At 58.1% G+C, this 21,665-nt stretch carries 35 protein-coding genes; 21 read left to right on the forward strand and 14 right to left on the reverse strand.

The window, feature by feature from the left end; genetic code table 11:
• Positions 1-5 precede the first annotated feature (5 nt).
• The 21 genes from L8K25_RS00510 to L8K25_RS00610 all read left to right on the forward strand — a co-directional run bounded on the left by L8K25_RS00510 (position 6) and on the right by L8K25_RS00610 (position 9,453).
• Positions 6-434: a hypothetical protein gene (locus L8K25_RS00510; RefSeq protein ID WP_242136972.1), complete on the forward strand. Its 429-nt coding sequence runs from the start codon at positions 6-8 to the stop codon at positions 432-434.
• Between the two features lie 112 nt (positions 435-546).
• Positions 547-708 (forward strand): hypothetical protein, encoded by a 162-nt coding sequence (locus L8K25_RS00515; RefSeq protein ID WP_242136973.1) that lies wholly within the window; start codon positions 547-549, stop codon positions 706-708.
• Between the two features lie 717 nt (positions 709-1,425).
• On the forward strand, positions 1,426-1,596 hold the full coding sequence (locus L8K25_RS00520) for a hypothetical protein (RefSeq protein WP_242136974.1): 171 nt from the start codon (positions 1,426-1,428) through the stop codon (positions 1,594-1,596).
• Positions 1,596-2,027, forward strand: coding sequence for a hypothetical protein (locus L8K25_RS00525; RefSeq protein ID WP_242136975.1), 432 nt, complete (start codon positions 1,596-1,598; stop codon positions 2,025-2,027). The genes L8K25_RS00520 and L8K25_RS00525 overlap by 1 nt, the downstream gene beginning before the upstream one ends.
• A complete protein-coding gene (locus tag L8K25_RS00530) occupies positions 2,024-2,284 on the forward strand; it encodes a hypothetical protein (protein WP_242136976.1) in 261 nt (86 codons plus the stop codon). Before L8K25_RS00525 ends, L8K25_RS00530 begins: the two co-directional genes overlap by 4 nt.
• Positions 2,281-2,508, forward strand: a complete 228-nt coding sequence (locus L8K25_RS00535; RefSeq protein ID WP_242136977.1) for a hypothetical protein — start codon at positions 2,281-2,283, stop codon at positions 2,506-2,508. Before L8K25_RS00530 ends, L8K25_RS00535 begins: the two co-directional genes overlap by 4 nt.
• 121 nt (positions 2,509-2,629) lie before the next feature.
• On the forward strand, positions 2,630-3,151 hold the full coding sequence (locus L8K25_RS00540) for a hypothetical protein (RefSeq protein WP_242136978.1): 522 nt from the start codon (positions 2,630-2,632) through the stop codon (positions 3,149-3,151).
• 34 nt (positions 3,152-3,185) lie between these two features.
• The gene (locus tag L8K25_RS00545) at positions 3,186-3,467 is read left to right on the forward strand and encodes a hypothetical protein (RefSeq protein ID WP_242136979.1); all 282 of its coding nucleotides are present in this window, start codon (positions 3,186-3,188) and stop codon (positions 3,465-3,467) included.
• 40 nt (positions 3,468-3,507) lie between these two features.
• A complete protein-coding gene (locus L8K25_RS00550) occupies positions 3,508-3,675 on the forward strand; it encodes a hypothetical protein (RefSeq protein ID WP_242136980.1) in 168 nt (55 codons plus the stop codon).
• The gene (locus tag L8K25_RS00555) at positions 3,663-3,860 is read left to right on the forward strand and encodes a hypothetical protein (protein WP_242136981.1); all 198 of its coding nucleotides are present in this window, start codon (positions 3,663-3,665) and stop codon (positions 3,858-3,860) included. Before L8K25_RS00550 ends, L8K25_RS00555 begins: the two co-directional genes overlap by 13 nt.
• Positions 3,857-4,243, forward strand: a complete 387-nt coding sequence (locus L8K25_RS00560) for a hypothetical protein (RefSeq protein WP_242136982.1) — start codon at positions 3,857-3,859, stop codon at positions 4,241-4,243. Before L8K25_RS00555 ends, L8K25_RS00560 begins: the two co-directional genes overlap by 4 nt.
• A 1-nt stretch (position 4,244) precedes the next feature.
• A complete protein-coding gene (locus L8K25_RS00565; protein WP_242136983.1) occupies positions 4,245-4,589 on the forward strand; it encodes a hypothetical protein in 345 nt (114 codons plus the stop codon).
• Complete coding sequence (locus L8K25_RS00570; RefSeq protein WP_242136984.1) at positions 4,586-5,410, forward strand: thymidylate synthase; 825 nt, start codon at positions 4,586-4,588, stop codon at positions 5,408-5,410. Before L8K25_RS00565 ends, L8K25_RS00570 begins: the two co-directional genes overlap by 4 nt.
• Entirely contained in the window at positions 5,407-5,775 is a 369-nt protein-coding gene (locus L8K25_RS00575; RefSeq protein ID WP_242136985.1) for a hypothetical protein, read from the forward strand. The genes L8K25_RS00570 and L8K25_RS00575 overlap by 4 nt, the downstream gene beginning before the upstream one ends.
• Positions 5,772-6,335 carry a hypothetical protein gene (locus tag L8K25_RS00580; RefSeq protein WP_242136986.1) on the forward strand — a complete coding sequence of 188 codons (564 nt, stop codon included), beginning with the start codon at positions 5,772-5,774 and terminating at the stop codon, positions 6,333-6,335. The genes L8K25_RS00575 and L8K25_RS00580 overlap by 4 nt, the downstream gene beginning before the upstream one ends.
• A 196-nt stretch (positions 6,336-6,531) precedes the next feature.
• Entirely contained in the window at positions 6,532-7,026 is a 495-nt protein-coding gene (locus L8K25_RS00585; RefSeq protein ID WP_242136987.1) for an ECF-type sigma factor, read from the forward strand.
• A complete protein-coding gene (locus tag L8K25_RS00590; RefSeq protein ID WP_242136988.1) occupies positions 7,023-7,280 on the forward strand; it encodes a DUF2312 domain-containing protein in 258 nt (85 codons plus the stop codon). Before L8K25_RS00585 ends, L8K25_RS00590 begins: the two co-directional genes overlap by 4 nt.
• Positions 7,280-7,561, forward strand: coding sequence for a hypothetical protein (locus L8K25_RS00595; RefSeq protein ID WP_242136989.1), 282 nt, complete (start codon positions 7,280-7,282; stop codon positions 7,559-7,561). The genes L8K25_RS00590 and L8K25_RS00595 overlap by 1 nt, the downstream gene beginning before the upstream one ends.
• On the forward strand, positions 7,558-8,901 hold the full coding sequence (locus tag L8K25_RS00600; protein ID WP_242136990.1) for a site-specific DNA-methyltransferase: 1,344 nt from the start codon (positions 7,558-7,560) through the stop codon (positions 8,899-8,901). Before L8K25_RS00595 ends, L8K25_RS00600 begins: the two co-directional genes overlap by 4 nt.
• A 45-nt stretch (positions 8,902-8,946) precedes the next feature.
• The gene (locus L8K25_RS00605) at positions 8,947-9,162 is read left to right on the forward strand and encodes a hypothetical protein (RefSeq protein WP_242136991.1); all 216 of its coding nucleotides are present in this window, start codon (positions 8,947-8,949) and stop codon (positions 9,160-9,162) included.
• A gap of 48 nt (positions 9,163-9,210) precedes the next feature.
• Positions 9,211-9,453 (forward strand): hypothetical protein, encoded by a 243-nt coding sequence (locus tag L8K25_RS00610; RefSeq protein ID WP_242136992.1) that lies wholly within the window; start codon positions 9,211-9,213, stop codon positions 9,451-9,453.
• Positions 9,454-9,457: 4 nt separating this feature from the next.
• Here L8K25_RS00610 and L8K25_RS00615 read toward each other — a convergent pair whose 3' ends face one another.
• The 14 genes from L8K25_RS00615 to L8K25_RS00680 form a co-directional block, all read right to left on the reverse strand.
• On the reverse strand, positions 9,458-9,721 hold the full coding sequence (locus L8K25_RS00615; protein ID WP_242136993.1) for a hypothetical protein: 264 nt from the start codon (positions 9,719-9,721) through the stop codon (positions 9,458-9,460).
• On the reverse strand, positions 9,709-11,301 hold the full coding sequence (locus tag L8K25_RS00620; protein WP_242136994.1) for a hypothetical protein: 1,593 nt from the start codon (positions 11,299-11,301) through the stop codon (positions 9,709-9,711). The genes L8K25_RS00615 and L8K25_RS00620 overlap by 13 nt, the downstream gene beginning before the upstream one ends.
• Positions 11,298-11,672 (reverse strand): hypothetical protein, encoded by a 375-nt coding sequence (locus tag L8K25_RS00625; RefSeq protein WP_242136995.1) that lies wholly within the window; start codon positions 11,670-11,672, stop codon positions 11,298-11,300. Before L8K25_RS00625 ends, L8K25_RS00620 begins: the two co-directional genes overlap by 4 nt.
• A gap of 5 nt (positions 11,673-11,677) precedes the next feature.
• Positions 11,678-11,971: a hypothetical protein gene (locus L8K25_RS00630; protein WP_242136996.1), complete on the reverse strand. Its 294-nt coding sequence runs from the start codon at positions 11,969-11,971 to the stop codon at positions 11,678-11,680.
• Complete coding sequence (locus L8K25_RS00635) at positions 11,968-12,405, reverse strand: hypothetical protein (RefSeq protein ID WP_242136997.1); 438 nt, start codon at positions 12,403-12,405, stop codon at positions 11,968-11,970. The genes L8K25_RS00630 and L8K25_RS00635 overlap by 4 nt, the downstream gene beginning before the upstream one ends.
• Positions 12,402-13,118 (reverse strand): hypothetical protein, encoded by a 717-nt coding sequence (locus L8K25_RS00640; protein ID WP_242136998.1) that lies wholly within the window; start codon positions 13,116-13,118, stop codon positions 12,402-12,404. Before L8K25_RS00640 ends, L8K25_RS00635 begins: the two co-directional genes overlap by 4 nt.
• Positions 13,115-13,399 carry a hypothetical protein gene (locus L8K25_RS00645; RefSeq protein WP_242136999.1) on the reverse strand — a complete coding sequence of 95 codons (285 nt, stop codon included), beginning with the start codon at positions 13,397-13,399 and terminating at the stop codon, positions 13,115-13,117. Before L8K25_RS00645 ends, L8K25_RS00640 begins: the two co-directional genes overlap by 4 nt.
• Before the next feature lie 66 nt (positions 13,400-13,465).
• Positions 13,466-16,429 (reverse strand): phage tail protein, encoded by a 2,964-nt coding sequence (locus L8K25_RS00650; RefSeq protein ID WP_242137000.1) that lies wholly within the window; start codon positions 16,427-16,429, stop codon positions 13,466-13,468.
• 37 nt (positions 16,430-16,466) lie between these two features.
• The gene (locus L8K25_RS00655) at positions 16,467-16,664 is read right to left on the reverse strand and encodes a hypothetical protein (RefSeq protein WP_242137001.1); all 198 of its coding nucleotides are present in this window, start codon (positions 16,662-16,664) and stop codon (positions 16,467-16,469) included.
• The gene (locus tag L8K25_RS00660) at positions 16,661-16,891 is read right to left on the reverse strand and encodes a hypothetical protein (RefSeq protein WP_242137002.1); all 231 of its coding nucleotides are present in this window, start codon (positions 16,889-16,891) and stop codon (positions 16,661-16,663) included. Before L8K25_RS00660 ends, L8K25_RS00655 begins: the two co-directional genes overlap by 4 nt.
• A gap of 68 nt (positions 16,892-16,959) precedes the next feature.
• Complete coding sequence (locus L8K25_RS00665; RefSeq protein WP_242137003.1) at positions 16,960-17,829, reverse strand: DUF2163 domain-containing protein; 870 nt, start codon at positions 17,827-17,829, stop codon at positions 16,960-16,962.
• A complete protein-coding gene (locus L8K25_RS00670) occupies positions 17,826-18,026 on the reverse strand; it encodes a hypothetical protein (protein ID WP_242137004.1) in 201 nt (66 codons plus the stop codon). Before L8K25_RS00670 ends, L8K25_RS00665 begins: the two co-directional genes overlap by 4 nt.
• Positions 18,027-18,037: 11 nt before the next feature.
• The gene (locus tag L8K25_RS00675; protein WP_242137005.1) at positions 18,038-20,176 is read right to left on the reverse strand and encodes a right-handed parallel beta-helix repeat-containing protein; all 2,139 of its coding nucleotides are present in this window, start codon (positions 20,174-20,176) and stop codon (positions 18,038-18,040) included.
• 4 nt (positions 20,177-20,180) lie between these two features.
• Entirely contained in the window at positions 20,181-21,599 is a 1,419-nt protein-coding gene (locus L8K25_RS00680) for a hypothetical protein (protein ID WP_242137006.1), read from the reverse strand.
• Positions 21,600-21,665 lie beyond the last annotated feature (66 nt).

Raw genomic sequence — 21,665 nt, forward strand, 5'->3', positions numbered from 1 at the left:
ACGCTATGACGAACGCACGCGCTGAAGCATTCCGCCACAATCCCATGATCATGGGTTTCCTTTCCACCGCGCTGCAGGATTTGCAGCTCACTGAGTTTGATGAGGCATGCATGGAAGATCGCGAGGAACGCGACTCCGGCACGATTTACGATTGCCCGGATGAGACGTTCGAACGCGCTAAGGCGGAATGCGAAGCGTTTTGGGCGATACTGCGCGAAGATGTCGACACGGCGCTTGATGCCACCAATTCGCTTACGTCTGAACACATCGGTTCCGACCTATACCTGGAACGTGCCGGTCATGGTGCCGGCTTCAGGGATCGCAGTTACAGCGAAACGGAAACTGGCGAACGCCTTTCCGCCATGGTCGACCAGATGGGGCGCGGCTCGGTTGACGTTTATTTCGGCGACGATGGCAAGGCGTATTTCGCATGACAACGCCACAAGCCGCCCCATACAATCCGCGCCGTCGCATCTCGTCCGATTCCGCTTGGCCATTGCGCGGGGCCGACGGTCTAACGTTCGCCGAACGCAAGGAGCGCCAGAAATGACACAGTTTTTCATGCTATTCCTAGGCGCGCTGCTAATCGGACTCATGGGGTCGACCAAGGATGGCCGCGCCGCCGCACGCAAAAGGATGCAACCCTATACGTTTGGGGTCGGCGCGATCACTGCCGCGGCCGTCATCCTGATAATCGCGATGGGGTGACGGGATGAAATTGCGAGATGCCAGCGGGCGCCCCTAAACCGGGCGCCCTTTTCGTATGTGTAAAGGATCGTTTGCACGTCGCGCCGATGTGTAAAGCGGTTTGGCGCGTTCGAACGCTGCGCTTAGGCGCATGGTAGGGGCTGGCGGATTGTCGATCGCATCTAGCAGCTCGGCAATGTCGTCATGTGTAAGCCGTTCCATGACGCGATAATAACCGATTAGCGCCTGCGCGTCGACCTGGAGCGCCGCTGCACCCTGCCCGGCTGCGCGTCGACCTGGAGCCCCGCTGCACCCTGCCCCGCCTGCGCGTCGACCTGGAGCCCCGCTGCACCCTGCCCGGCTGCGCGTCGACCTGGAGCGCCGCTGCACCCTGCCCGCCTGCGCGTCGACCTGGAGCCCCGCTGCACCCTGCCCCGCCTGCGCGTCGACCTGGAGCCCCGCTGCACCCTGCCCGGCTGCGCGTCGACCTGGAGCCCCGCTGCACCCTGCCCCGCCTGCGCGTCGACCTGGAGCCCCGCTGCACCCTGCCCGGCTGCGCGTCGACCTGGAGCCCCGCTGCACCCTGCCGTGCGATCTGGTCGCGCCGTTGATCCGCACCCAGAGAAATACGGCCCAGAGAAATACGGCCCGGAGAAATACAAATCACTAAACAGTTGACGGCGTAGCGCCGACGCGCCTATCAACGAATCACTCAATAGGTGACTCGGAGAAATCGAAATGCCTCCCAACCGCTACTTCATCGACGGCAAAGTGTGGCGTGAAACCGACAGCGCACCCATCTCGGGGAAATTCGGCGCGTATCGCGAAGTCGAGCACAAGGGCCGCCGGCAGTGGTGCAGCGAAGAGACGCTTGCGCATGGCCTGATCGTTCTCGACGAGGTGCTGTGATGGTCGACTGGACACAGCCGATCGAAGCAGTTCGTAAGGCGGACGGTTTCGTGTTTCCGGTGACATTGCGATCTGGACCAGTGCGTGAGCCATATTCCGACCGGGAGACGTGTACCACCGTTGAAGTGCCAGATCCGCAGACGACAAACCACGACTGGTATTCTGACGGGGCAGATCGATGCGTTCAGGATGCGTGGTTCATCCGCAACCGTGTAAACGTAACCGTTCCCCGGTTGAGCGCGGCTGATGTCGCGGAAGCTCGGAACGCGTATTTTGCCAGCACCTGCAAATCAGACGATTCTGCCACATTCTACGCAAAGCGCTGGGGCCTGCTGCGAGAAGAAACGCCCGCGGAGAAATTCAGCCGTGAAACCGGAATCACGGTCACCGCTGACATCGAAGCCGCGCTGGCTTGGGCGGTGTCACAGTGAGCGCGCCAGGCACGACGCCGGGACCGTGGTTTGTAGATTCAGTCAATGGCGACATCGTCAGTGGGCCAGTGAATGTTTCCATTCTTTATGCGACCAAAGCTGAAGACCGCATTCTCATGGCAGCAAGTCAGAAGCTGTATGACGCGTGCGCCGCTGCTGAAGACTTTCTGGCTGCGATGCCTGCCGATGACGGGTCGCTTGAGATCTACAAGCAGCTCCATGCAGCGCTTTGTGCAGCCCGCGGCGACGCATCATGACGCTCGCAGACGACGACACGTTTGGCGAAGACAGCGACATGGCAAGTCTTCGCTTCGGGGCCCTCACTTGGGGTCGGCAGGCAAACAGCCAAGCCTATCAGGATGGCCAAAAACATGCAGACGGCGGCGAGGATCTGCGCGCCCTGTATATGCATAGCGCACCGTCACTGGACGCTTACGACCGCGGCTACCGCGACATGGAGCAGGCAACGTGCAGCGGGTGAATCGCGCCAAGGCCGAACGCGGCCTGCGACAGTTTCGCCCTGTCACCCATCACCGGCGACGTGAGGGCGACGAAATCGCCTGTAGCTGCGGCGCCCGATTTCCAAATGGAGAAGAACACCCATGACACAGTTCACCGAGATGGCGCGCGAAATCCACGCGTCGAATGTAGCCGCTGACTGGTGGCCGGCAACCGGTCGCAACCGTGGCGAAGTGATGATGCTGATCGTTTCGGAAGTCGCCGAAGCCTACCACGGTTTCTCGAACGACCTGGATGACGACAAGCTGCCGCACCTGCCGATGTTCGACGTCGAACTGGCCGATACTGCGATCCGGCTGTTCGATCTCATCGGCGCCGACTGCAACTATGAGACGGCAGAAGAACTGGTTGTGTCCGAACTTTCTGCAGCGCGCAGCCTGCTGCTGGTCATCTGTCAGGTTTCCAGCGCGATGGAGGGGCACCGTAAGGGGAACTTGCAGAGATACGCAGAAGGTCTCTGGACGGCGCTGAAGACGATTTACGCGATTGCTCATTCGTACGGCATCGATATTGATGCCGTCATTGCTGAAAAGCGAGCCTTCAACGCCGTGCGCGTTGACCACCAGCCGGCTGCCCGCGCTGCCGTCGGCGGCAAGAAATACTGAATCTTTTATCAACTGTTTAGTGAAAGACCACGTTATGACCCAGGTATATGGCGCTCGTATGTTGGCCCGGAGTGCAAAGTTCGGCCGAAACCGTGAGGTTGGTTTCACGCGCATGTCTAACAAACTGATCGAAGGTGCGATGGCTGGCGAACTGCTTCGCATCCTCATTGCAAAGCCAGGAATGAATCAGGCTGATGCACAGGCCGAAGCGGTTCGTGTAGTTGCTCGCACCCTACCCCATGGTCGCATGGTTCGGTCGGTCGTGCCGAAGCGTTCGCGCAACGATAGCGCGGCTTACCGGAAGCAGGTCGCATGAGCTCCGAAGGGCAGTTGGCCTACATCGGATGGCAATACTGATGCGACGCGAGATCTTATCGCTCTATGCCGGTGCAGCGATCGGCATGGCAGCATTCGAACTTTCGAGTGTCTTCAACATCAACCTTTTAGTGATGATCCCCACAACGATAGCGGCTGCGCTGTTTGCTGGATGGTTCATCGGGAGTGCTCAAGCATGGAAATGGTAGCCAAAATCGGGATGGCCATCTGGCTGGCAGCACTGGCGCAGTTTGCGTTGTACGCTGCCTGGAACCCACGCAAGCCGTTCATCCTGCCATTCGATCGCGCGATGCAGGTCAAGCTGTACCTGTTCATCGCGGCCGGCGCCGTCGCTGAGGCCGTGACGCTTTGGACCGGAGGGCTGTGGTCATGAAAAGTGATAGCCGACCCCTGATACTACAAGCCGGTCAACGCCTGACCCCCGAACAGTATGAAGCAATCTTACAGCAATACCGCGACGCGTCGAAAGGCATCAACATCTCAGGCGACTACCCTCGCCTGTCGATTGTCAAACCCGCTACTCAATCGCGCGCAGACTCGATGATGGAAGCCGTGACGAATACCGCCATCGGGTACCTGATCACGCTGCTAGCATCAGCGTGGATCTACCCGCTGTTCGGGATCGTGTTGTCGTTCGCCGCGATGAACGGCGTCGTGATGCTATTCACGATCGTCAGCGTCGCCCGGCAGTACGTCCTGCGGCGAATTTTCAACGGTCGCACCGTCTGGTCGGCCATTCGTGAAAGGTTTCTGTGACATGAGTGCAGCAGATCAGGAAGGCTACAAGGTCGAATTGGCCTTGAGCATTGGCATCACGCCACATCCTACCGACGATGACCGCTACGTCGCAAGCGGAGCACAGATCCGTGAACTGGTTGAACGGGCGCGACGCCAAGGTCTCGACACATCCAAGGAAATTTTGACGTTCGACATTACCCGATTTCCGTCGATGGAAGCGAAAGCAATCGAGGTGTCGAATTATATCAGCGGCACTAAGGGTGAGCCACCTCGATGCCCCGATCCTGTCTGCCTTCTGGAGTATTGTGAGCGGATCGCTGCCGCTGGCATGAAGGACGCTAAGTCGGCGTGGTTCGCAGCATGAGCCCCCATCCGGAACACCAATACCTCGACCTGCTGCGCGACTGCCTGGAAAACGGCACCTACCGCGAAGGGCGGAACGGCGGCACGTATGGCTTGTTCGGCCGACAGATCCGGTTCGACCTGTCGAAAGGCTTCCCGCTGCTGACCACGAAGCGCGTCCACTGGAAGGCGATCGTGGTCGAACTGCTGTGGTTTCTCCGCGGCGATACGAACGTGAAATATCTCCACGATCATGGTGTCACGATTTGGAATGAATGGGCAGACGCAAATGGCGACCTTGGGCCAGTTTACGGCGCACAGTGGCGCTCGTGGGCAGGCTGCGATGGTGAAATCGACCAGATCGCCAAGATCATCGACAGCCTGAAGAACGATCCGACCGGTCGACGGCACATCGTTACAGCCTGGAATCCTACCGAGATCGACGACATGGCGCTCCCGCCCTGCCATTGTCTGTTTCAGTTCTTCGTCGCCGACGGCAAGCTGTCCTGCCAGCTTTACCAACGATCGGCCGACGTATTTTTGGGCGTCCCTTTCAATATCGCCAGCTATGCCCTGCTGACGCACCTCATTGCGCGGGAAGTCGGGCTGGAGGTAGGCGAGTTCGTGCATACCTTCGGCGACGTTCACCTCTACGCGAACCACGTCGATCAGGCGCGTGAGCAGTTAAGCCGGCAGCCGCTCGAAATGCCGTGGTTGTCGGAAATTGGTTACCGCGAACTCGGGCAAACGCATTACCCGACGATCTTCGAACTGGTGCCTTCGGACATCACCATCGAAGACTATCACCCGCACCCCGCCATCAAGGCGCCGGTGTCGGCATGACCTACCACCCCAAGTCCGAATTCCTGTGGAGGATCGACCCCGCTGTCGAAGCAGCCCGCAAGCTGCCGGACTGGGGGCCGTTCCACCGGGAATGTGGCAAGCTGAACGTGTTCTTCGATCATATTGAAAAGCAGTCAAAAGCGTTCGCTGCATCGGCATTCACGCTGAAGCGCCACCCCACCGGCTTCGAACACATCCACCTCGCCGACGGTCGCGGTTTGACGGTCATCGCGGCGTTGGAAGATGCCTACCAGAAATCAGGACGCGTGGTTCCGGCCGCGCTGCCGCACCTCGACCGGATGGCCGGCCGAGAGACACCGTTCGCCGATCTGCTCGGCGACCCTTTTGAGGATTTGTTGGGATGACGCGTCTCATCGGACTATGCAGCCCCGTCATGGGATCGGGGAAATCAACGGTATCTGAATACCTGCGAACCTATCGCGCAGAGGACAATTTCGAAGATGTCGCATTCGCCACTGCGCTGAAGGAGATGGCAGCAGGACTCCTCACTGGCATGGGCATGGAGGAAATGGACGTCCACCGCCGTATCTATGGCTCGCGAAAGGAAGAAGTCATCCCGACGCTCGGCATCACGTCGCGACGCCTCCAGCAGATGCTTGGGACAGAGTTCGGTCGCAAGATGATCCGCGAGGATCTATGGATGGAAATCAGCATGGCAAACGCTGCGGATCTGATGGCGCGCGGCCACAGCGTTGTCATCGACGACGTGCGTTTCCGCAACGAATATGACGCGATTCTGGCAGCCGGCGGCACGGTCTACCGCGTCGTGCGACCGTCGGCCAAGCTGACGTCAGAAGCCCACAGCAGTGAGGGGCAGCTTGACGGCATCGCGATGCCAGAGATTTGGAATACCGGCAGCCTGGCGGACCTCTTCGCTGCTGTCGATCGAGCCGTTTTCGCTTGACCCATTAATCACTATCTGGTTGATCAATCACCATGGAAAATGAAACCGAAAGTGTGGTCGCCTTTATCCGGCAGCGGGCCGCGATGAACCGTGCGAAGGCTGCTGAGCCTGGCAATCCACACGGTGACGACTGCCGACTTTGCGCTGTAGAATTCGACGCATTGGCCGGCGACATTGCGGCTGGGCTGCATAAGGCATGACGTTCGACGACGCAGTACGCGAGTACAGTGGCATGCTGCGTCGTCGAGCATTTGTGCTTGAGGATCGACCCTTCGCCCCAGAGGCAGACGACCTATTGCAGGAAACGCTGCTTCAGGTGTGGCTACAATGGGAATGGGTGACGCTGGTCGGGCCTGCCATGATCCGCCACCGCATGTTCCGTATCCTCGGGCAGCAGTGCGTCGCCGGAATGAAGCGGATGGCAGCGTCCAAGCGCGGCGGCAACGTGCAGCATGTCGAGTTCATCGGCGTCGATCTGCCGGTTGCAGCGAATCAGGAGGATGCATTCGACCTGAAGCGTGCGGCAGATGCTGTAGCGCAGATGCGGCCGCAGCGTGGAACAGCAATCGCGATGTGGGCTCTTGGTTACGAGCAGCACGAAATTGGTGACCAGATCGGCGGCATCAGTCCGCAGGCTGTCCAGCAACATATCAATTCCGCAAGGAAAGAACTCGAAAGGAAAAAGTCATGAGTGGTGTTGGGCATAATAGCGGCGAGGTTATTGCTGCTGACCAGTTGCGGCTACTGGTAGAACGCATCGAACGACTCGAGGAAGAGAAGAAAGGCATCACCGATGACATCAAGGATGTTTACGGAGAGGCCAAGTCGACTGGGTTTGATACGAAGACTATGCGCAACATCGTTCGTCTGCGAAAGATGGAAAAGCATCATCGCGACGAAGCGGAAATGCTGCTTGAAACCTATAAAGCCGCGCTCGGTCTCTGATGTCGATCGACGACATGATCCGAGAGGCAGTGGCTGCCGGCAGTCAGGTGCATGTGTGGCGTGAAGCTGACGGCTGTTACGCCAGTGTGCGGCATCGCAATGGTGTCCACCATTCGTCGACGATTCACAGTGACCCAGTGGTAGCACTGCGGTCGGTGTTGACCGAGGATGAACGGAAACGCCGCGACCTGCCGCGTGCTGAAGCCGCAGCACGCGACCCTGCACAGATTGATCTTGAGGATGCGATCGCCGCGGTCGACTTCGGAGATATGCTCGGATGATCACCCTTCACGAAGGCGATAACCGCGACACGTTGCGCCGGCTGATCGCCGATGGTGTGCGCGTCCATAGCGTCGTGTGCGATCCGCCGTACGGCATGACGTCGATTACCAAGCGGTTTGGCAAGGACAATGCTGCCGCAGCGAAGTTTGGTAGCGATGGTGCATTCAAGCGTGCATCTGCTGGCTTCATGGGGTCAAAGTGGGACGGCACAGGGATCGAGCGCGATCCTGAGTTCTGGGCGCTGATCTATGACATCCTGCTGCCAGGTGGATACTGCGTCGCGTTCTCCGCAGCCCGCACCGGCCACTGGCAGGCGTGCGCCATGGAGATGGGCGGGTTCGTCATGCATCCGTTTCTCGGGTGGATCTATGGAAGTGGATTCCCGAAGGCGCATAATGCTGCCATGGCGATCGACCGCGAGTTGGGCGCGGAAGCCGGTTTCATTCCGACAGGTAACGCCGTCAAGCGCATGATCCCCGGCGCCGACCAGAATGCTACCGGCGACTGGACGAAGACAGACGAACGTGAATACCAGCCCGGTAAGCGGGTCGCTGGCTCTCCCGAAGCCGCTCAATGGCAAGGCTGGGCCTACGGTGGTCAAGCGCTGAAGCCCGCGCTTGAACCGATTTTCGTCGGCCAGAAGCCGTTCAGCGAGAAGAACGGCGCCCTGAACCTCCTGAAGCATGGCGTCGGCGCGATTAACATCGACGGGTGTCGGGTGGCGACTGATGAAACGATCACTGCCACCAGAAATACTGCCCTTGGGCGTATGAATGATGACGGCTGGAAGCCGACACCAGGTGTATATGAACAACAGCCCGGCGGCCGTCACCCCGCCAACCTGCTACATGACGGCAGTGACGAAGTAGTCGCGATGTTTCCTGCCAAAGCAGGCGCAGCAGCACCCGTAAAGGGCACGGAGAAATCACGCACCGGCGACGAGAATACTGTCTGCTATGGGGAGTTCAACCGTGTCGCTAGCGTCCACCACGGCGACACCGGCAGCGCAGCAAGGTTCTTCAACAGCTTCCCGCTCGACGCAGATCCAGTCTTCTACCAAGCAAAAGCCACGAAGGCAGACCGCGCAGGATCGAAGCATCCAACGGTGAAGCCTGTCGCCCTCATGCAATGGCTAGTCCGTCTAGTGACGCCCCCAAACGGGACAGTCCTCGACCCGTTCGCCGGCAGCGGGACGACGGCAGAAGCGGCACGGCGCGAAGGTTTTGACTGCATCCTGATGGAGGCAGAAGCGCAGTTTGCTGCGGATATCCGGGCACGGTTCGGAATCGACCAATTCGAAGATCTGCTGGGTGGAAACTTCGCCGACCTACTCGGCTGAAATTACACGGTTGCAATGTTGGAACAGAGCGGGAACAAACGGAACATGATGACGGTCACCATCAATCGCGGACACAGTGCGGCATTTCAACTTGCAATGGCAGGCTGGAATGTCTCGCTGCTCGGCCATTGCGAGGAACGCGAAACAGCACCCGGCCAGTATGATCTGGTACCGGTTCGCGCCCTGTTGCCATTCCGCCGGCAGGCTGGAGCAAGATTCCGCCTAGCCAATACTGCAATACTTGTATCAACAATTGGTTGACATCGTCATTAATTTTGCTGATATCAGCGCTATACCGGGAGAGTAAATGTGTTTGAGCAAATGAGTTTCATTACGGATCGCAACTGGCTGCCTGAGAGGCCTCCGGGTTACATGGATGCCTGTGACTTGGGAAAGCGCTATGCTGACGAACTGATCGCAGCGACTGTCGAAGGTCGCAACCCTCTGCTGTTCGGCGCAGTGATGCGAGCAATCATCGAAAGTGGGATTTATGAAGGCGTCGAGGTAGGGTTCTGCCAGCGCATCGGCGCACGTTGTATCCAAGGAGGTTGAGCAGTTAGGACGACGTGCACCTGAAATGCGTTAGCCGATAAAACATGCGGCCGGTGACATCGCACCAGCGATCCTGATAGTCACCGGCCGCGAAATACCATGCTTCGACGATACGACCATGCGTCGTGATGCCTTCGATCCGCATAGGGTCCGCTGCGATATCGCAGCCTGAATAGACATTCGTTGCAAGCGGCGCCCGATCAATCGGCAGCCAGCCGCGGGTATCCGGATCGACTGCGTCTAACCCATCGCGGATCATGCGCGCCACTTCCCATCCCAGAGGGTCACCAGCGTCCGTTTGCTGGACGGGTATGTGATGATGTGAGTGTGACTCCACCCGCTTGGCCCGCTGTTATAACCCTGGTCGAGTAGCGCCGATAATCCGGCCGTGCAGACGCCATCTAGCCAGCCTGGCGTGTGCGCATGACCAATGTTCATGCGGACGGCGACGCGGGTCAACGCGAGGGCGCTACCGCGAGCCCCATTAGGGCCTTCATCACCATGCGCGGCGAGTTCAATGCCTCCGTGCGATTGGCATATCAGGTACGAGCTGTTGCGAGGGACGAATTCGACGTCGACCAAGCCGTTCGGATCATGGCGGCAGATCGCGTACTGGAAGATGTCGAAATCATTGTTTCCGGCTTCGATCTGCCGGTAGAGTTCTGCGTTCAGTTCGCACCAGTAGCGCGCGTTTGCCGGGTCCATGCGCGGGTCTGCCTCGCGCAGCCAGCGACGTAGTGCGTCGTTGTGATTCGACGCAACGATCACGCTTTTGAAACTGTCATCTGCCACACCGAGCAGGAACTTGGCAGCCGCTCGCGTGCCGTCTTCCACGCGATCGCAGCCACCGGCGATCATAGCGGCACCGAAGTGCGGGTCGCCGCGCCGGTGATGGTTGCGTGCCATATGGTCGAACAGATCATGCCAGGCGACGTGACGCGGACGCAGAATGTGCAGCAGACTGCTGCGGTTCGTCACTTTCTGTTCGACGATGTCGTAGCCGAACGACGCGAGAAATACCTCATGGTCGGCTTTCTCAATGTGAATGTCGCCGGGCGTCAGCGCTTCAATGCGATGACCATGGGTCACCTCCCCGCCACGGACCATCGTGTCGAGATCCTGAAAGCTGCCGTCGGCCGTAGCATGAAGCTGGCGGCAGAATATCCGGTCACATTCGTCCACTTCGACGATGACAGCGCCGATCGTGTGATGGAAATCCGCCTTCAGGCCGGCCTTTTTTTCGATGTAATTCGGCAGGGTGCAGGCACCAGTCGTCATGACTTGCGCCGGCCTGCCGCCGGGTAGCGCGGGAACCGACACCATCTGCGTCTTGGCATGGGGGAACACTGCCCATGCGCCGCGGCTGTACGTCTCGAGTCCGGACAACGGTCGGACGGCGGTCGGCAGGATATTCATTTTCGCAGCGAACAGCAGCGGGCCGCACATGACATTGTCATGCTGGATGTAGGGATGCACGGCCTGCGAAAAGACCGCCGTCCGACTGGCGTGATCCTCGAACAGTCCCTTCTGGTATGTGAAGCCACCGACCATGATCGTGGCGCCCACCGCATCAGCATACGCGCGCAGGTTCTCCATGAAACCTACATGCACCGGCGTATCGTCTTGCGCCGACGTCAGCAGCCATCGGCGCACCTGTGGTGCAGCTTCGCTGATCGAGCGACCGAGCATCCGTTCGCCAGCCTTGATTGCGCGACGAATAATAGCTTCAGTACAGCCGATAGAACGTGCAGCCGCAGAATTATTACCATGCGCAATCCGGGCCGCGATCTTCGCAGCCTGCGATTCGTTGACCAGTGGTAGCAGCGATGTGAGATATTCATTCGTCACCGCGGTGTCTCCGGAACCGGCATTGTGCCGTTTGCCCGACGTTCCCGTGCCAAGGTGTCCTGCAGCAGTTCGATTCGCTGCTGTGCGATCAACTGGCTGTCGCGGTTCACCGTCAGCGCTTGGTTGGCTGTCATCGTCTGGTTGATGAGAAATCCGAACGCGGCCAAGATCAGCGTGAACAGCGCACCGCCGGCCCATTTGAAGATACCTTTCAGCTCACTGACCTGATCGCTGATGTTCTTCATTTCGGCGCCGATGCCACGATATCGTTCAGCGCAGACATCTTCATGCGCCTGTATTTCTTGTTCGTTTTTGCGGGCAAGCGCCAACGCATCGACCGCGGTTCCACGGTCAAAATCATTCTGACTCACCGCGCTCACTTCTCTTTCGGGCAGGATGCGACGACGGGCTCAAGCTCGTTAAGCCGGGCCATTCGCAACGGTCGCGCAGCGGCCATCAGCCGGTAGCGTTCAGCGGCATCCTTGGCTGCCCGAAGTGCTGTATCGCTGTCCTGGTACACCGGTGGGCCGCCGATATTTTTTGGTACGCAAGGGGACGGTGGGCCAGGCACAACCACCTCTTTGATGACGACCTGTGGCTGCGGCGCTACCGTCGGCACGGTCGAACAAGCAGCAAGAGGTATGGCGGCCATGAGCAGCAGGATCTTCATTTCAGGGTCTCCAGCAGCGCGCGGTCGACGTCGCCAACACGCTGTTCAAGGGTGTCGCCTTTGATGTCGTGGTTCATCAGCGAAGCCGAATTTGCCTTCAGTCGAAGGTTGTCATGCTGGATCACGGAGATCTGAGCATTCAGCCGGGCAAGCTCAGCGCCAGACTGCGCTGCCTGCGTCTTCAGCTTCTCGTTCTGCGTATCCAGCGCGACAGAGAGCTGCTTGACGTTGGTGGTGGCTTGCGCGAGCTGCGCGACGTAGCCGGTCGTGCGATCGTTGATACGCCCTTCCAGTTGCGTGACCTGCTTCGTCAGATGTCGGTTTTCAAGCTGCGCCTGCAGCAGGAAGAATGCAGCGGCAGCCAGCACCAGTCCCCCTGCTCCGACTGCGATCTTCCACTTCCATCCGGTCAGGATGTCGAGGATACCGCTCATGCCCAGCCTCCTGCGCTCAGCGCATGTTGGAACTTGCCGGCGTACACCGCGACGGTTGCAGCCTTGTCGGTGCCGTTGATGATGCAGCGCGCATCTGAGAAGTGTTCCAAGCTGCCCAGCGATCCATTTGGAAGGCAGCGTTCGAACGACTTGCCCGTGTAACGGCCGACGATCATCCCGGTGACCATGGCACCGGCTGCAATGTCGACGTCCAGAATGAGATCTGGATTGATCACGAGCGCACCGCCCAAACCCAGCGCACGGTCTACCGCCGTGTAATTCTTGCGACCAGTGCAGTGATCCATACCACCGCCGCGGAAATGCCACCCGTCGTTCGGTTGCGTGTTGCCGAGTTGCTCCAGGCCGAACTTGCCGCCGTACAGGACATTCGCGATCTTTTGCTGATTGGCAGAGTGACTTGGCCCGCGACCGTACAGCGTCGCATCCGCTGCGCTGATCCGACTGCGGCTATATTTGCTCATCAGCCCTTCTACCGAATAATTCATGTTCTCCCGGTTCGGGAAGATCGACTGACCGGTCTCATGATATGCGGTCGCCAGCGCGTATGCTGTCCACGAAAGTGGGCATTGATGAGCGCCAGCAGATTTCAGAATCGCGTTGAGCCCCGCCACCTGCGACGTTTCGAGTTTTCCGGCGAACAAATCGGCACGGACAGCCGCGAAGAACGCCGCAGCGCTGGCGAGTTTCGTCATGCAGGACTCCCGATGTTGACGGTTTCAGCGTTGGTGATCGGCGTGTTTGGAGTGGACGCCTTCAGCGCCTTGTCCTTCTGGGCGATGCCGAAACCGCCCGCCGCAAGCAGCGATGCGAAACCAAGGCCAAATGTGACCGGGTCAAATGCCTGCCCCTTCACGCCAATAGCCACGCCTTCGAACACGACCATCGACAGACAGCCAATGACCCAAAGAACGCGACCAGCTTCGATGCTGTGGTTGTCGGCACCAGACAGGATATCGCGAAGGATGCGGTTCATGGTTTAGTTGACTCCACAACCATTTGGTGATTTATCACCTATCACGAAACCGGGACTCAAAGCAAATTACTGATCGGCGTACTGCGGGCTTTTCAGGTTATGCGACAATACGTAGGTGCCATCTGCTTCGACGGTGATGTAGCTGGCAGCGCCTTCCACGGTGACGCGGGCAACAGTCGCAACGCCGTCTGAAGCGCCAATTGCTTCCATCCGTACCCATTTGCCATCAATCCAGAATGGATGAAGCGGTGTAGCCCGCGGCAAGCCTTCCGCTCGCATCACGTCGGCTTCCACCAGCTCGACAACCATGACGAGATGGGAGCCCCAGACTTTCGTCACCGCGTCCTGCGTCCATAGCCAAGTTCCGCCGGGCACCAGTTCATAGGCGCTGCATGTTCCGCCCGGTCCGTCGTGCATGCTGTTGGCCATAAGATAGCGGCTTTCCGCAACCAGGCACGGTGGTCGCCACGGCTGCGGAAATGACGGACCCGGATCGTACGGTTCTTCGGGCGTTGGATTTCCCGGATTACCGGGCGACCCGCCGCCTGCCACAATGCGAACACGACGAACGATCGTCTGCAGCGACTCGAAGCTGTCGCGCATCGACGAGATCATGATGTCGGCATCGATCTCACTACCCCAGTCAGTGACAGGAACATCGAACGATGTACCGGTGATACCAGCATGGGTCGCCAGCACAGTGCCAGCGGTCGATACGACCTTGATAGTCGTTGTCTGACCAGCTTCCGGGACTACGTTTGCGTCGGTCCAGCCGACGATGGTACCATCCTCCATGGTCCGATTGCGGTTCGCCCAGGTGATCGGCACCACAGACGGTTTTGGATTCAGCCCTGACAGGTCGACCGCGCCGAACGGTACGCCGGCAACTGTTACGTTCGCGGGACGGTTCGGAAGATGCGGGCGAGCAGTCAGCATGGCGCCAACGACCGGCGCGCTGGCGATCGGCAGGCGACCCTTTGATGTGATCGTCAGGAGTTTGAAATTTACAGCCTCGCCTTCTGAGCGGATATCCGGGTCGAAGAAATTGTTGCGGATGTCATAAAACCACACCGGAGTGCCGGCTGGCCAAGCGCGGGGGATCGTATCAAGCGTGCCGCGGCGCATCGTCCATCCGTTCTCGTTAAACGAGTCGAGCAGTGCGATTTCCATGAAGCGTTCGGAAGCATCGCCGATAAATGCGAAACCCGATACCGTAGGGACAGTGCCGCCAACTATAGGACCGAACGTGGTGACAACTGACTGGGCTTCTTCGACCAACGCAGCCTGCAGCGAAGCATACCCGAGTGTCGTGCGCGTACCGAGTTCTTCGGCCACGGTCTGTCCATTCGGCAATACCGACTGGCCGACCATCTCATAGAGGGATGCATCCGGGTTGCTCGATGCAGCGAGTAGCGCAACCAGAACGTCGGGATACTCCAGCATAGCAGCATCGGCAGCGCTCAGGCGCCGCGATGAGAAGTATGCTGGCGAGGTGATCACGCGCACATGATCCATCGGGGTCGGGTTGTTCGCCGGATTGATCCAGCCTGACAGCGGTGGCGCGTTGTATGCCGCATTTTCCAAACTGAAGATATCCTCCAGCAGGGACACGGTAATCTGGGGCACGCCGATTTTGCCGTAGTCGACCGTCGTCACCCGCATGATGAGGTTCACGATGTCGTATTCTGGCCACGTCAGCCGTACGATATCGCCAGGCCGCAGATTCCATTGCGTGCGGTCGAGCTGGGCTTCAACCGATGCCAGCGGTGCGGCCGATTGACGGCTGTCGCGCTGTGCCAGGCGCGATGCGAGGGCAGCATTACGCACGCCATAATAATTACGGGAGTCGGACACGACAGCGCGCTGCACGGTGATGTTACCCAGATCCTGCTGGGTGATCGTTTCCTCCTGCTCATTCGCAGGGTTCGTCCAGGTCACGACAATTTCGTTGACTGTTTCACCCCAGAGTTTCCGCTGGAAACTATCGAGATCTGCATTGTCCGGCGTGATCAGCGGCAGCGTGCTTTCGTCGTAATCGTCGCGAAACAGCTTCAGCGTGATCTTGCCGGTTTGCGGGTCAACGTAGATCGCGCCCTGAATGTGGTCGATGATCTCAGTGATGAAGGATTCGATGCTGGACTGACGCGTCCATGCCAGCGACATACCGAAACCCTCATTGTAGAGCGTACGGCCCACGGCTTCGAAGTTATCGCGGTCGACGATACCATCCGTGGCACCCATACCCCAGGTGGTGTTCGTCAGGCATTCGTAAATGATGTGTGCCGGGTTGGCATCTTGGCCGGACTCCCCGAGACTGATCGTCACATCGCCTTCGAAAGCGGTGATGGCAATGCCGTTTAAAGTGGCACTGTTGCCGGCAAAGAACGTGCCATTCAGATCAATAACTGTGCCACCGGTGCCATCGTTGACGATCGCGCCATTCGTGACATGGGCGCTATAGTAGACGGTCAACACTTCGCCACCGAAGCCGATCACGCGGGTGTTCTGGCTGGCATTGACAGTGACCGAAACACCGTAGCCGCCGACGTTCTTCGTCTGACCGTCGATGACCGTCTGCTTGTCATCGCCAATGGTGATATCGTATCCGCTTGCTACGAACTCGACGCGGTTGCCGATCATCGCATATGCGGCCGTAAGACCTTTCGGGGCTCGACGACCACGGACCCACACGCCGTTCATGTAAGGCGTGTTGCCCCAGTAGAAGCCCTCCCCCGGTGCGATCGTCCCGACCATATAGATGCTGGCAAGCCCGCGGTATGCCGGATGCGTTGCAGACGTCAGCCCCCGGCGTTGCGCAAACCCCTGCGGCAGCACCTGGTCGGGACCACCTGGCAGAAAATAGGCGATACCGCCCACGCCGCCTTCTTTCTTTTGCCCGCCGAACAGTTCGGGCGCAGACACAGGAATAGCGAGTTCGGCATTCACCTCACCGGTCCAAGCGTCCTTCTCGCCGACGATAATGCCGGTGATGGCGTCGAGTTCGGCCGCGATACCGTAATGGATCGACATGCGGTATTCGTCGATTTTTTGCTTTGCCGAGCCTCCCTTACCCACTGGATGCCTCCGTCTTGTCTACCACGATCTGGGCAAGCCCGTCACCGGTCGCGAGGAAGTCACCAACGGCGATTCCGTTCTTCATGAAATCGCGAAAATCCAAATTGTGTGCCGCGAACCAACGCTTGGCTCCGGTCGCGCAATACCCAGCGTCGCGGATGTTCTGTATCGTGATGCGTTCGATCCTCACGACTTCACCTCATACGAGCGGATATTCTTCTCGCTGAAATCTAGCACATTCAGCCCTTTCATGGTCATGGAGCCGAAGATCACCGGCATCTCGCGACCGGCCTCGGATGTCGGATTGTCCATGTCTTTTGCAGCTTCCGGCTTCGGCGCTTTCGGCTTCGGCGTGATCAGGTATGAAATGACCGACAGGGCGATCGAGATCAGGATCGGGATCAGGAATGCTACCATAGTCGTGCTTTATCACGAAAACGTTGACAGCGGTAGACTGGTTTACTATTCAGCTATTTGTTGATTTATTATCCGCCATAATACTGATTGACGCCAAACGCGATCGGCGACTTGAACGGGATGAACATCTGTCCACCGAAGTTCAGGACGTTCGCATGCAGTGGTTGGCAGTCGCCGTCTGGCTGGGCCGCCACACCGGCTTTATGATTGCAGCCCAGCACCATTGATACAGTTTGTCCCTGAGACATGCCGCGAGTCGTCCCTGATAGGAGTGCCGTGTTTCCGCCACCTTCCATCTTAAGAATTGTTCGCACTTCGCGACCGCCGACATCATTGATCCATTCACATAGACCGCCGACGTACTTCTCCGCAGCGATCGTGTTCCACCCTTGAGGAAGTGTGATGCGCGCACCCTGAACCAGCGTAACGGTCGCATTGATCGTCGCGCGGATCTTCGAAGCCCGGCAGTCTGGTCCGTATAATTCATGAGGGCAGCCGAACTGGTAGCGGCGACGCAGCCCATTCCTGCGGAGACTGGTCGACACTGGTTCGCAGGTAAATTCAGCCTTTGAACCTTTGCGCGCACACGCCATGACACGGCCCGACCATATTACCCGGAAGTCGTCATCCGGGTCGTCGACATGGCCTTGGTACATGACTAAGGTTGTGACGGCCGATGGCGGGTAGATCAGATAGAGGTCAGCCAGTTCCGAATCCTGCGGCGTTGTGATCGTCACATTCGCCTTATCCAGGGTGCCAGACGTCGTTATCTTCGTCCGGTCAATCGGGATCGGTTTGAATGTGACGCCTTGCATAACGATCGGCTGCTCAGCATCGCAGTAGCTATATACCTGCGTCCCCTGGTCGCCGTAGCGAAACAGGTACAGATTTACAGGCTCCCCGCTGAACCGGCTAGATTCAAGGTTTGGAAAGGTCACGCATCACCCTCAATCACCGGCGGAACGAACGGTTCGAATTCCGCCACCGCCCATGTTTCGAACTCTGCAAGTGGCATCTGGTGATTTTCCATGCTGCTCAGACGCTTGTGATAGATCAGCGTATCGCCGTTGATTGCGACCACCGTGCGGCGCGTATTGAAGTCGTCGACGTAGACTTTTCCGACTTCTACTTTCATGGCGCTATCTCCTAAATGTTTGGCTGAATGCGGGCAGCGATTGTACCGGCAGGAAGATCGACAGCAGTGGGGGTTGGATTAAAGAAGGATACGGTGATCGTATCCGCTGCTGAAATATAACAGGTCATAATCAAACCAAGCAGGCTTTGGTCGAATGTGGCACTAACCTTCCATCCGACTGCAGCAGGCTTAGCAAATGCGCTAATGTACGCATATGCTACTGACCCCGGTGCAATTGATGTGGGATTAAAAGCCTGACTGTACAGCATCTGATCCACACCATTGATCAGTATTCGACCGGTATACGTAATTCCAGGCGCACTGACCCCGCCATCGAAGCTATTATATTCGCCGTCCAGGTTCACACTGAGAATCGAGATTGGTAGGCTAGGATCTTGAACGGCCTTACTGTTTCGCCAAATCGCTCCGTTTCCGCCGCCACCACTCAAGTACACAGCAGGGTTTTTAGTCGCTTTGAATCGGCACTGGTCAAACAATACGTTTTGATTGCCACCACCTCCGTTTACCAGATAGCCATCAACAACCGCGCCTGTCGGAGACTCTTTGGCATCGTCGGTGAAATAGCAATCGCTGAATTGCGTAGCGAGATCAGGATCAACGCTTGGGTACACGACGATGATCGATCCAACGAATGTGCAGTTGAAGAACTTCATCTTCGGCTTACGAGGCCAGCAGCTAGGTCCGCTGACACCTACAAACCGGCAGTTTCGGAACTGGACATCCTTCGTATCTCCGCTGTCAGCCACCATGCCGCAGCTTGAATTATTGACGAATTCGCAGTTATCGAAAATGAAGTTTCGGATATTCGACTGTTCTGCTTCCAGATCGATTCCAGAGCCCGGTGCCGATCCGATAGGGGTATTTACCGCAGCTTCTCGGAACGAACAGTTCAGGAAAAACCAGCCGCGTCCACCGAGTGCTGAGAAATTGTTCCGCACATTGTTGTGAAACGAGCAATTGATAAACAGTACATTGCCGAATGGAGCCGCGTCGTTGAGGCACGGCGTCGATCCCTGCATACCATCCCGCGGGAAGTGGTGTGCCCGGAGGTTGTCGATCTTAATTTGTCCGGTGTTGCCGCTGAAGTAAATTCCGTCGCCACCGAGCTGCCAGCCGGTATCACCTGCGCCGCCGCCGATATGCATGTTGGCAACGTTGCCGTCCATTTCCAAGCCGCCTTCGACGGTGATGGAACCTGTGCAACTGGTGATCGCAAATATCGCTGTGATGCACGGAGTCGACGCTTTACCGGCAGCATTGAAACCAGCGGGTGTGCCGTCGGCATTGAACGTCCCGAAATATAGTCCATCGTTGAAGCGAATACGAGCGCCGTTTGCCCGGATTACGACAGGCTTGGTACAGCCTACGATCTCAAACAGACGCGCGGGTTTGAACATGTACTGGTTGTCATTTGCAAGCGACTGCCGACCGACGTTGTACGTCTTGCCCGGCGCCAGCTCAATGAACCCTCCACCCAAGCGGGTGATGTAGTCGCCAATTGCGGCTGCAGCATCAGTGTCGTCACCACCCGCGCCGCCGCCCCACCATTCGAGACGAGGGGTCGAAACGTCGAGCCGGACCCAAGCACCGCTTGCGCCGCTCCTGTCTGAAGCCGGCGGAACGTAGATGCCCTGCTGAGGGTCGGCCGTGACGTTGGTCGACAGATTGGCTGTCGACCAGAAGAACATTCCATACCGCGGGAACTCACTCAGGTACGCTTGGCGCCCGGCAACGGTCCCAGTGAACCCGGCAAGGACTGTACGCGACGTCGCCTGAAGCGTGAGTTGCGCCGTCGTCGGAGACCCGCTGGTCAGGCTTTGAATTGCAGCCAGATAAGCTCCAGCATCGCTGGCGGCCACCTGGGCGATCGCCGCCTTGAGAGTGGCGAGATCCTTAGCTGCTGACGCCGACAGACTGGCAGCAGCGGCAATGCCCGCGTTCACCTTCGATACGTCGAGAATGTCGCCAGCCTGAACGTTGAAGTCCCGCTGAAGGCCGGCCAATGATTTAACCGATCCACCTTCAGTCTGCACCACGGTGTCCGCACCACCCTGCACAACATTATGAAGCAGACCGCCATCAACGACGATCTGCTCTACGCTTTTCTGAATTTCATAGGCGGTCGTCATATTCTCAGGACTCCGGAAGAACGCGGTGAATCAGGGTATGAAGAGGCGTCGCGAGTTCGTTGGTGGCGTACGGCTGCCCGTAAAAACGGTTCAGCCACCATTCCCCGGTCAAGAAGACAGCTAAACCGGCAGTTTTTGGATATGAAACATGCAGCCAGCGATGCAGCGGGTTTGCCAACGCATCTCGAATGAAGCGCCACCCGTAGAAGTCGATGAGCCACCAGGCGCCATCATCAAGTCCGTTCCACGGGTTGTCTGATGGCAACACCGGTAGGTCTTCCAGGGTGCGCGTGGAGAACTGGGTGCGCGACACTTCCGACGTTACACATTCGACATCCAGCTGGTCGGCGGCGAAGCGTGCTGCCTGCAACCACGTCAATTGAACATTGGCATCAATCGCTACCGGCCATGGCGCATCAGTCTGAAGCACCGAGTTGGTGCCGTCCGAGGTTATCGATACAATCCTGCGATAGAATTGCGCACCGTCGGCTAATCGCAGCACTACGGCTTGGAGAGTCGTGTCGGTCGCATGGTCACCGGCCACAGTGACCATGGTTGAGCCAGCCGTTGCAGAATGAACGACGTCGAGCGCATCGTCCCAGCTCGGGAGGTAAAATTCTCCGCGCTGCCCCTTCATCCGATGAAAGAATGATACAGCACCAACGCGATCGCGCTGTGTCGGAAATAGAACGCTAAACTGCCGAATGCGCGTGCTGAAATTTATCGGATGATAAACTTGAATGCGACCGCGCAGGAAGTCTACTGCGTCGCTGTTCCGGGCAAATTGCCCTTCGATTGGCGACGCCCAGTTTGGCTCAAATACGAAGACTTCGCGACCGTTGAACACCTCCTGCGGGGAGCCGGAGTCATCCGGGGTATTGCCGCCTGGATCAAGCGCAACGGTAACACTCGCTTCAGCAACGCGATCGCTGACGTTCTTCAGCGAAAAACTATCGCTCAGTCGGCCGTTCACCGCAGGGTAGAACGGTGTGTTCGGATGCAGATCCGCACCTGCTGGTTCGACCAGTGTTGCCGTATTACCGGATATCGATGCAACTGTGTGTAGCGCACCGCCGAGAACGATCGATACGGTCGGAACCATCCAGGTTGGCATTTCGCACACGACGATCACGCTGCTGCCAGCGGTAACTGCTTCAGTTATCCGGCCTATACGTGACCGATCCGCTACGGTGATGCTGCTGCCTTGCTCGCGATACAAAAATCGGTTCAGCGGGCTACTAGTCTCTTGCGTTATGGAAAACTGAAGCTGCTTACGCGGCGTTGACCGCTGGGCGCGGCGCTGCTCCCGGCCGCTGCGCGACGTGAATACGTCAGTTTTGAATTCGTAAATGACATGGTAGCTATCGCGCCAATTGACCGCGAACGGAAATAGCGTCGGCGCTCCAGTGTCGGTCGATGGCATTCGGGTGACTTATCACGAATCGGTTGACAGTGGTAGAGCGGTTGATTATTCAGCTATCAGTTGATT

The sequence above is a fragment of the Sphingomonas sp. TREG-RG-20F-R18-01 genome (assembly GCF_022662475.1).
In the GTDB taxonomy this organism is placed as follows: Bacteria; Pseudomonadota; Alphaproteobacteria; order Sphingomonadales; family Sphingomonadaceae; genus Sphingomonas.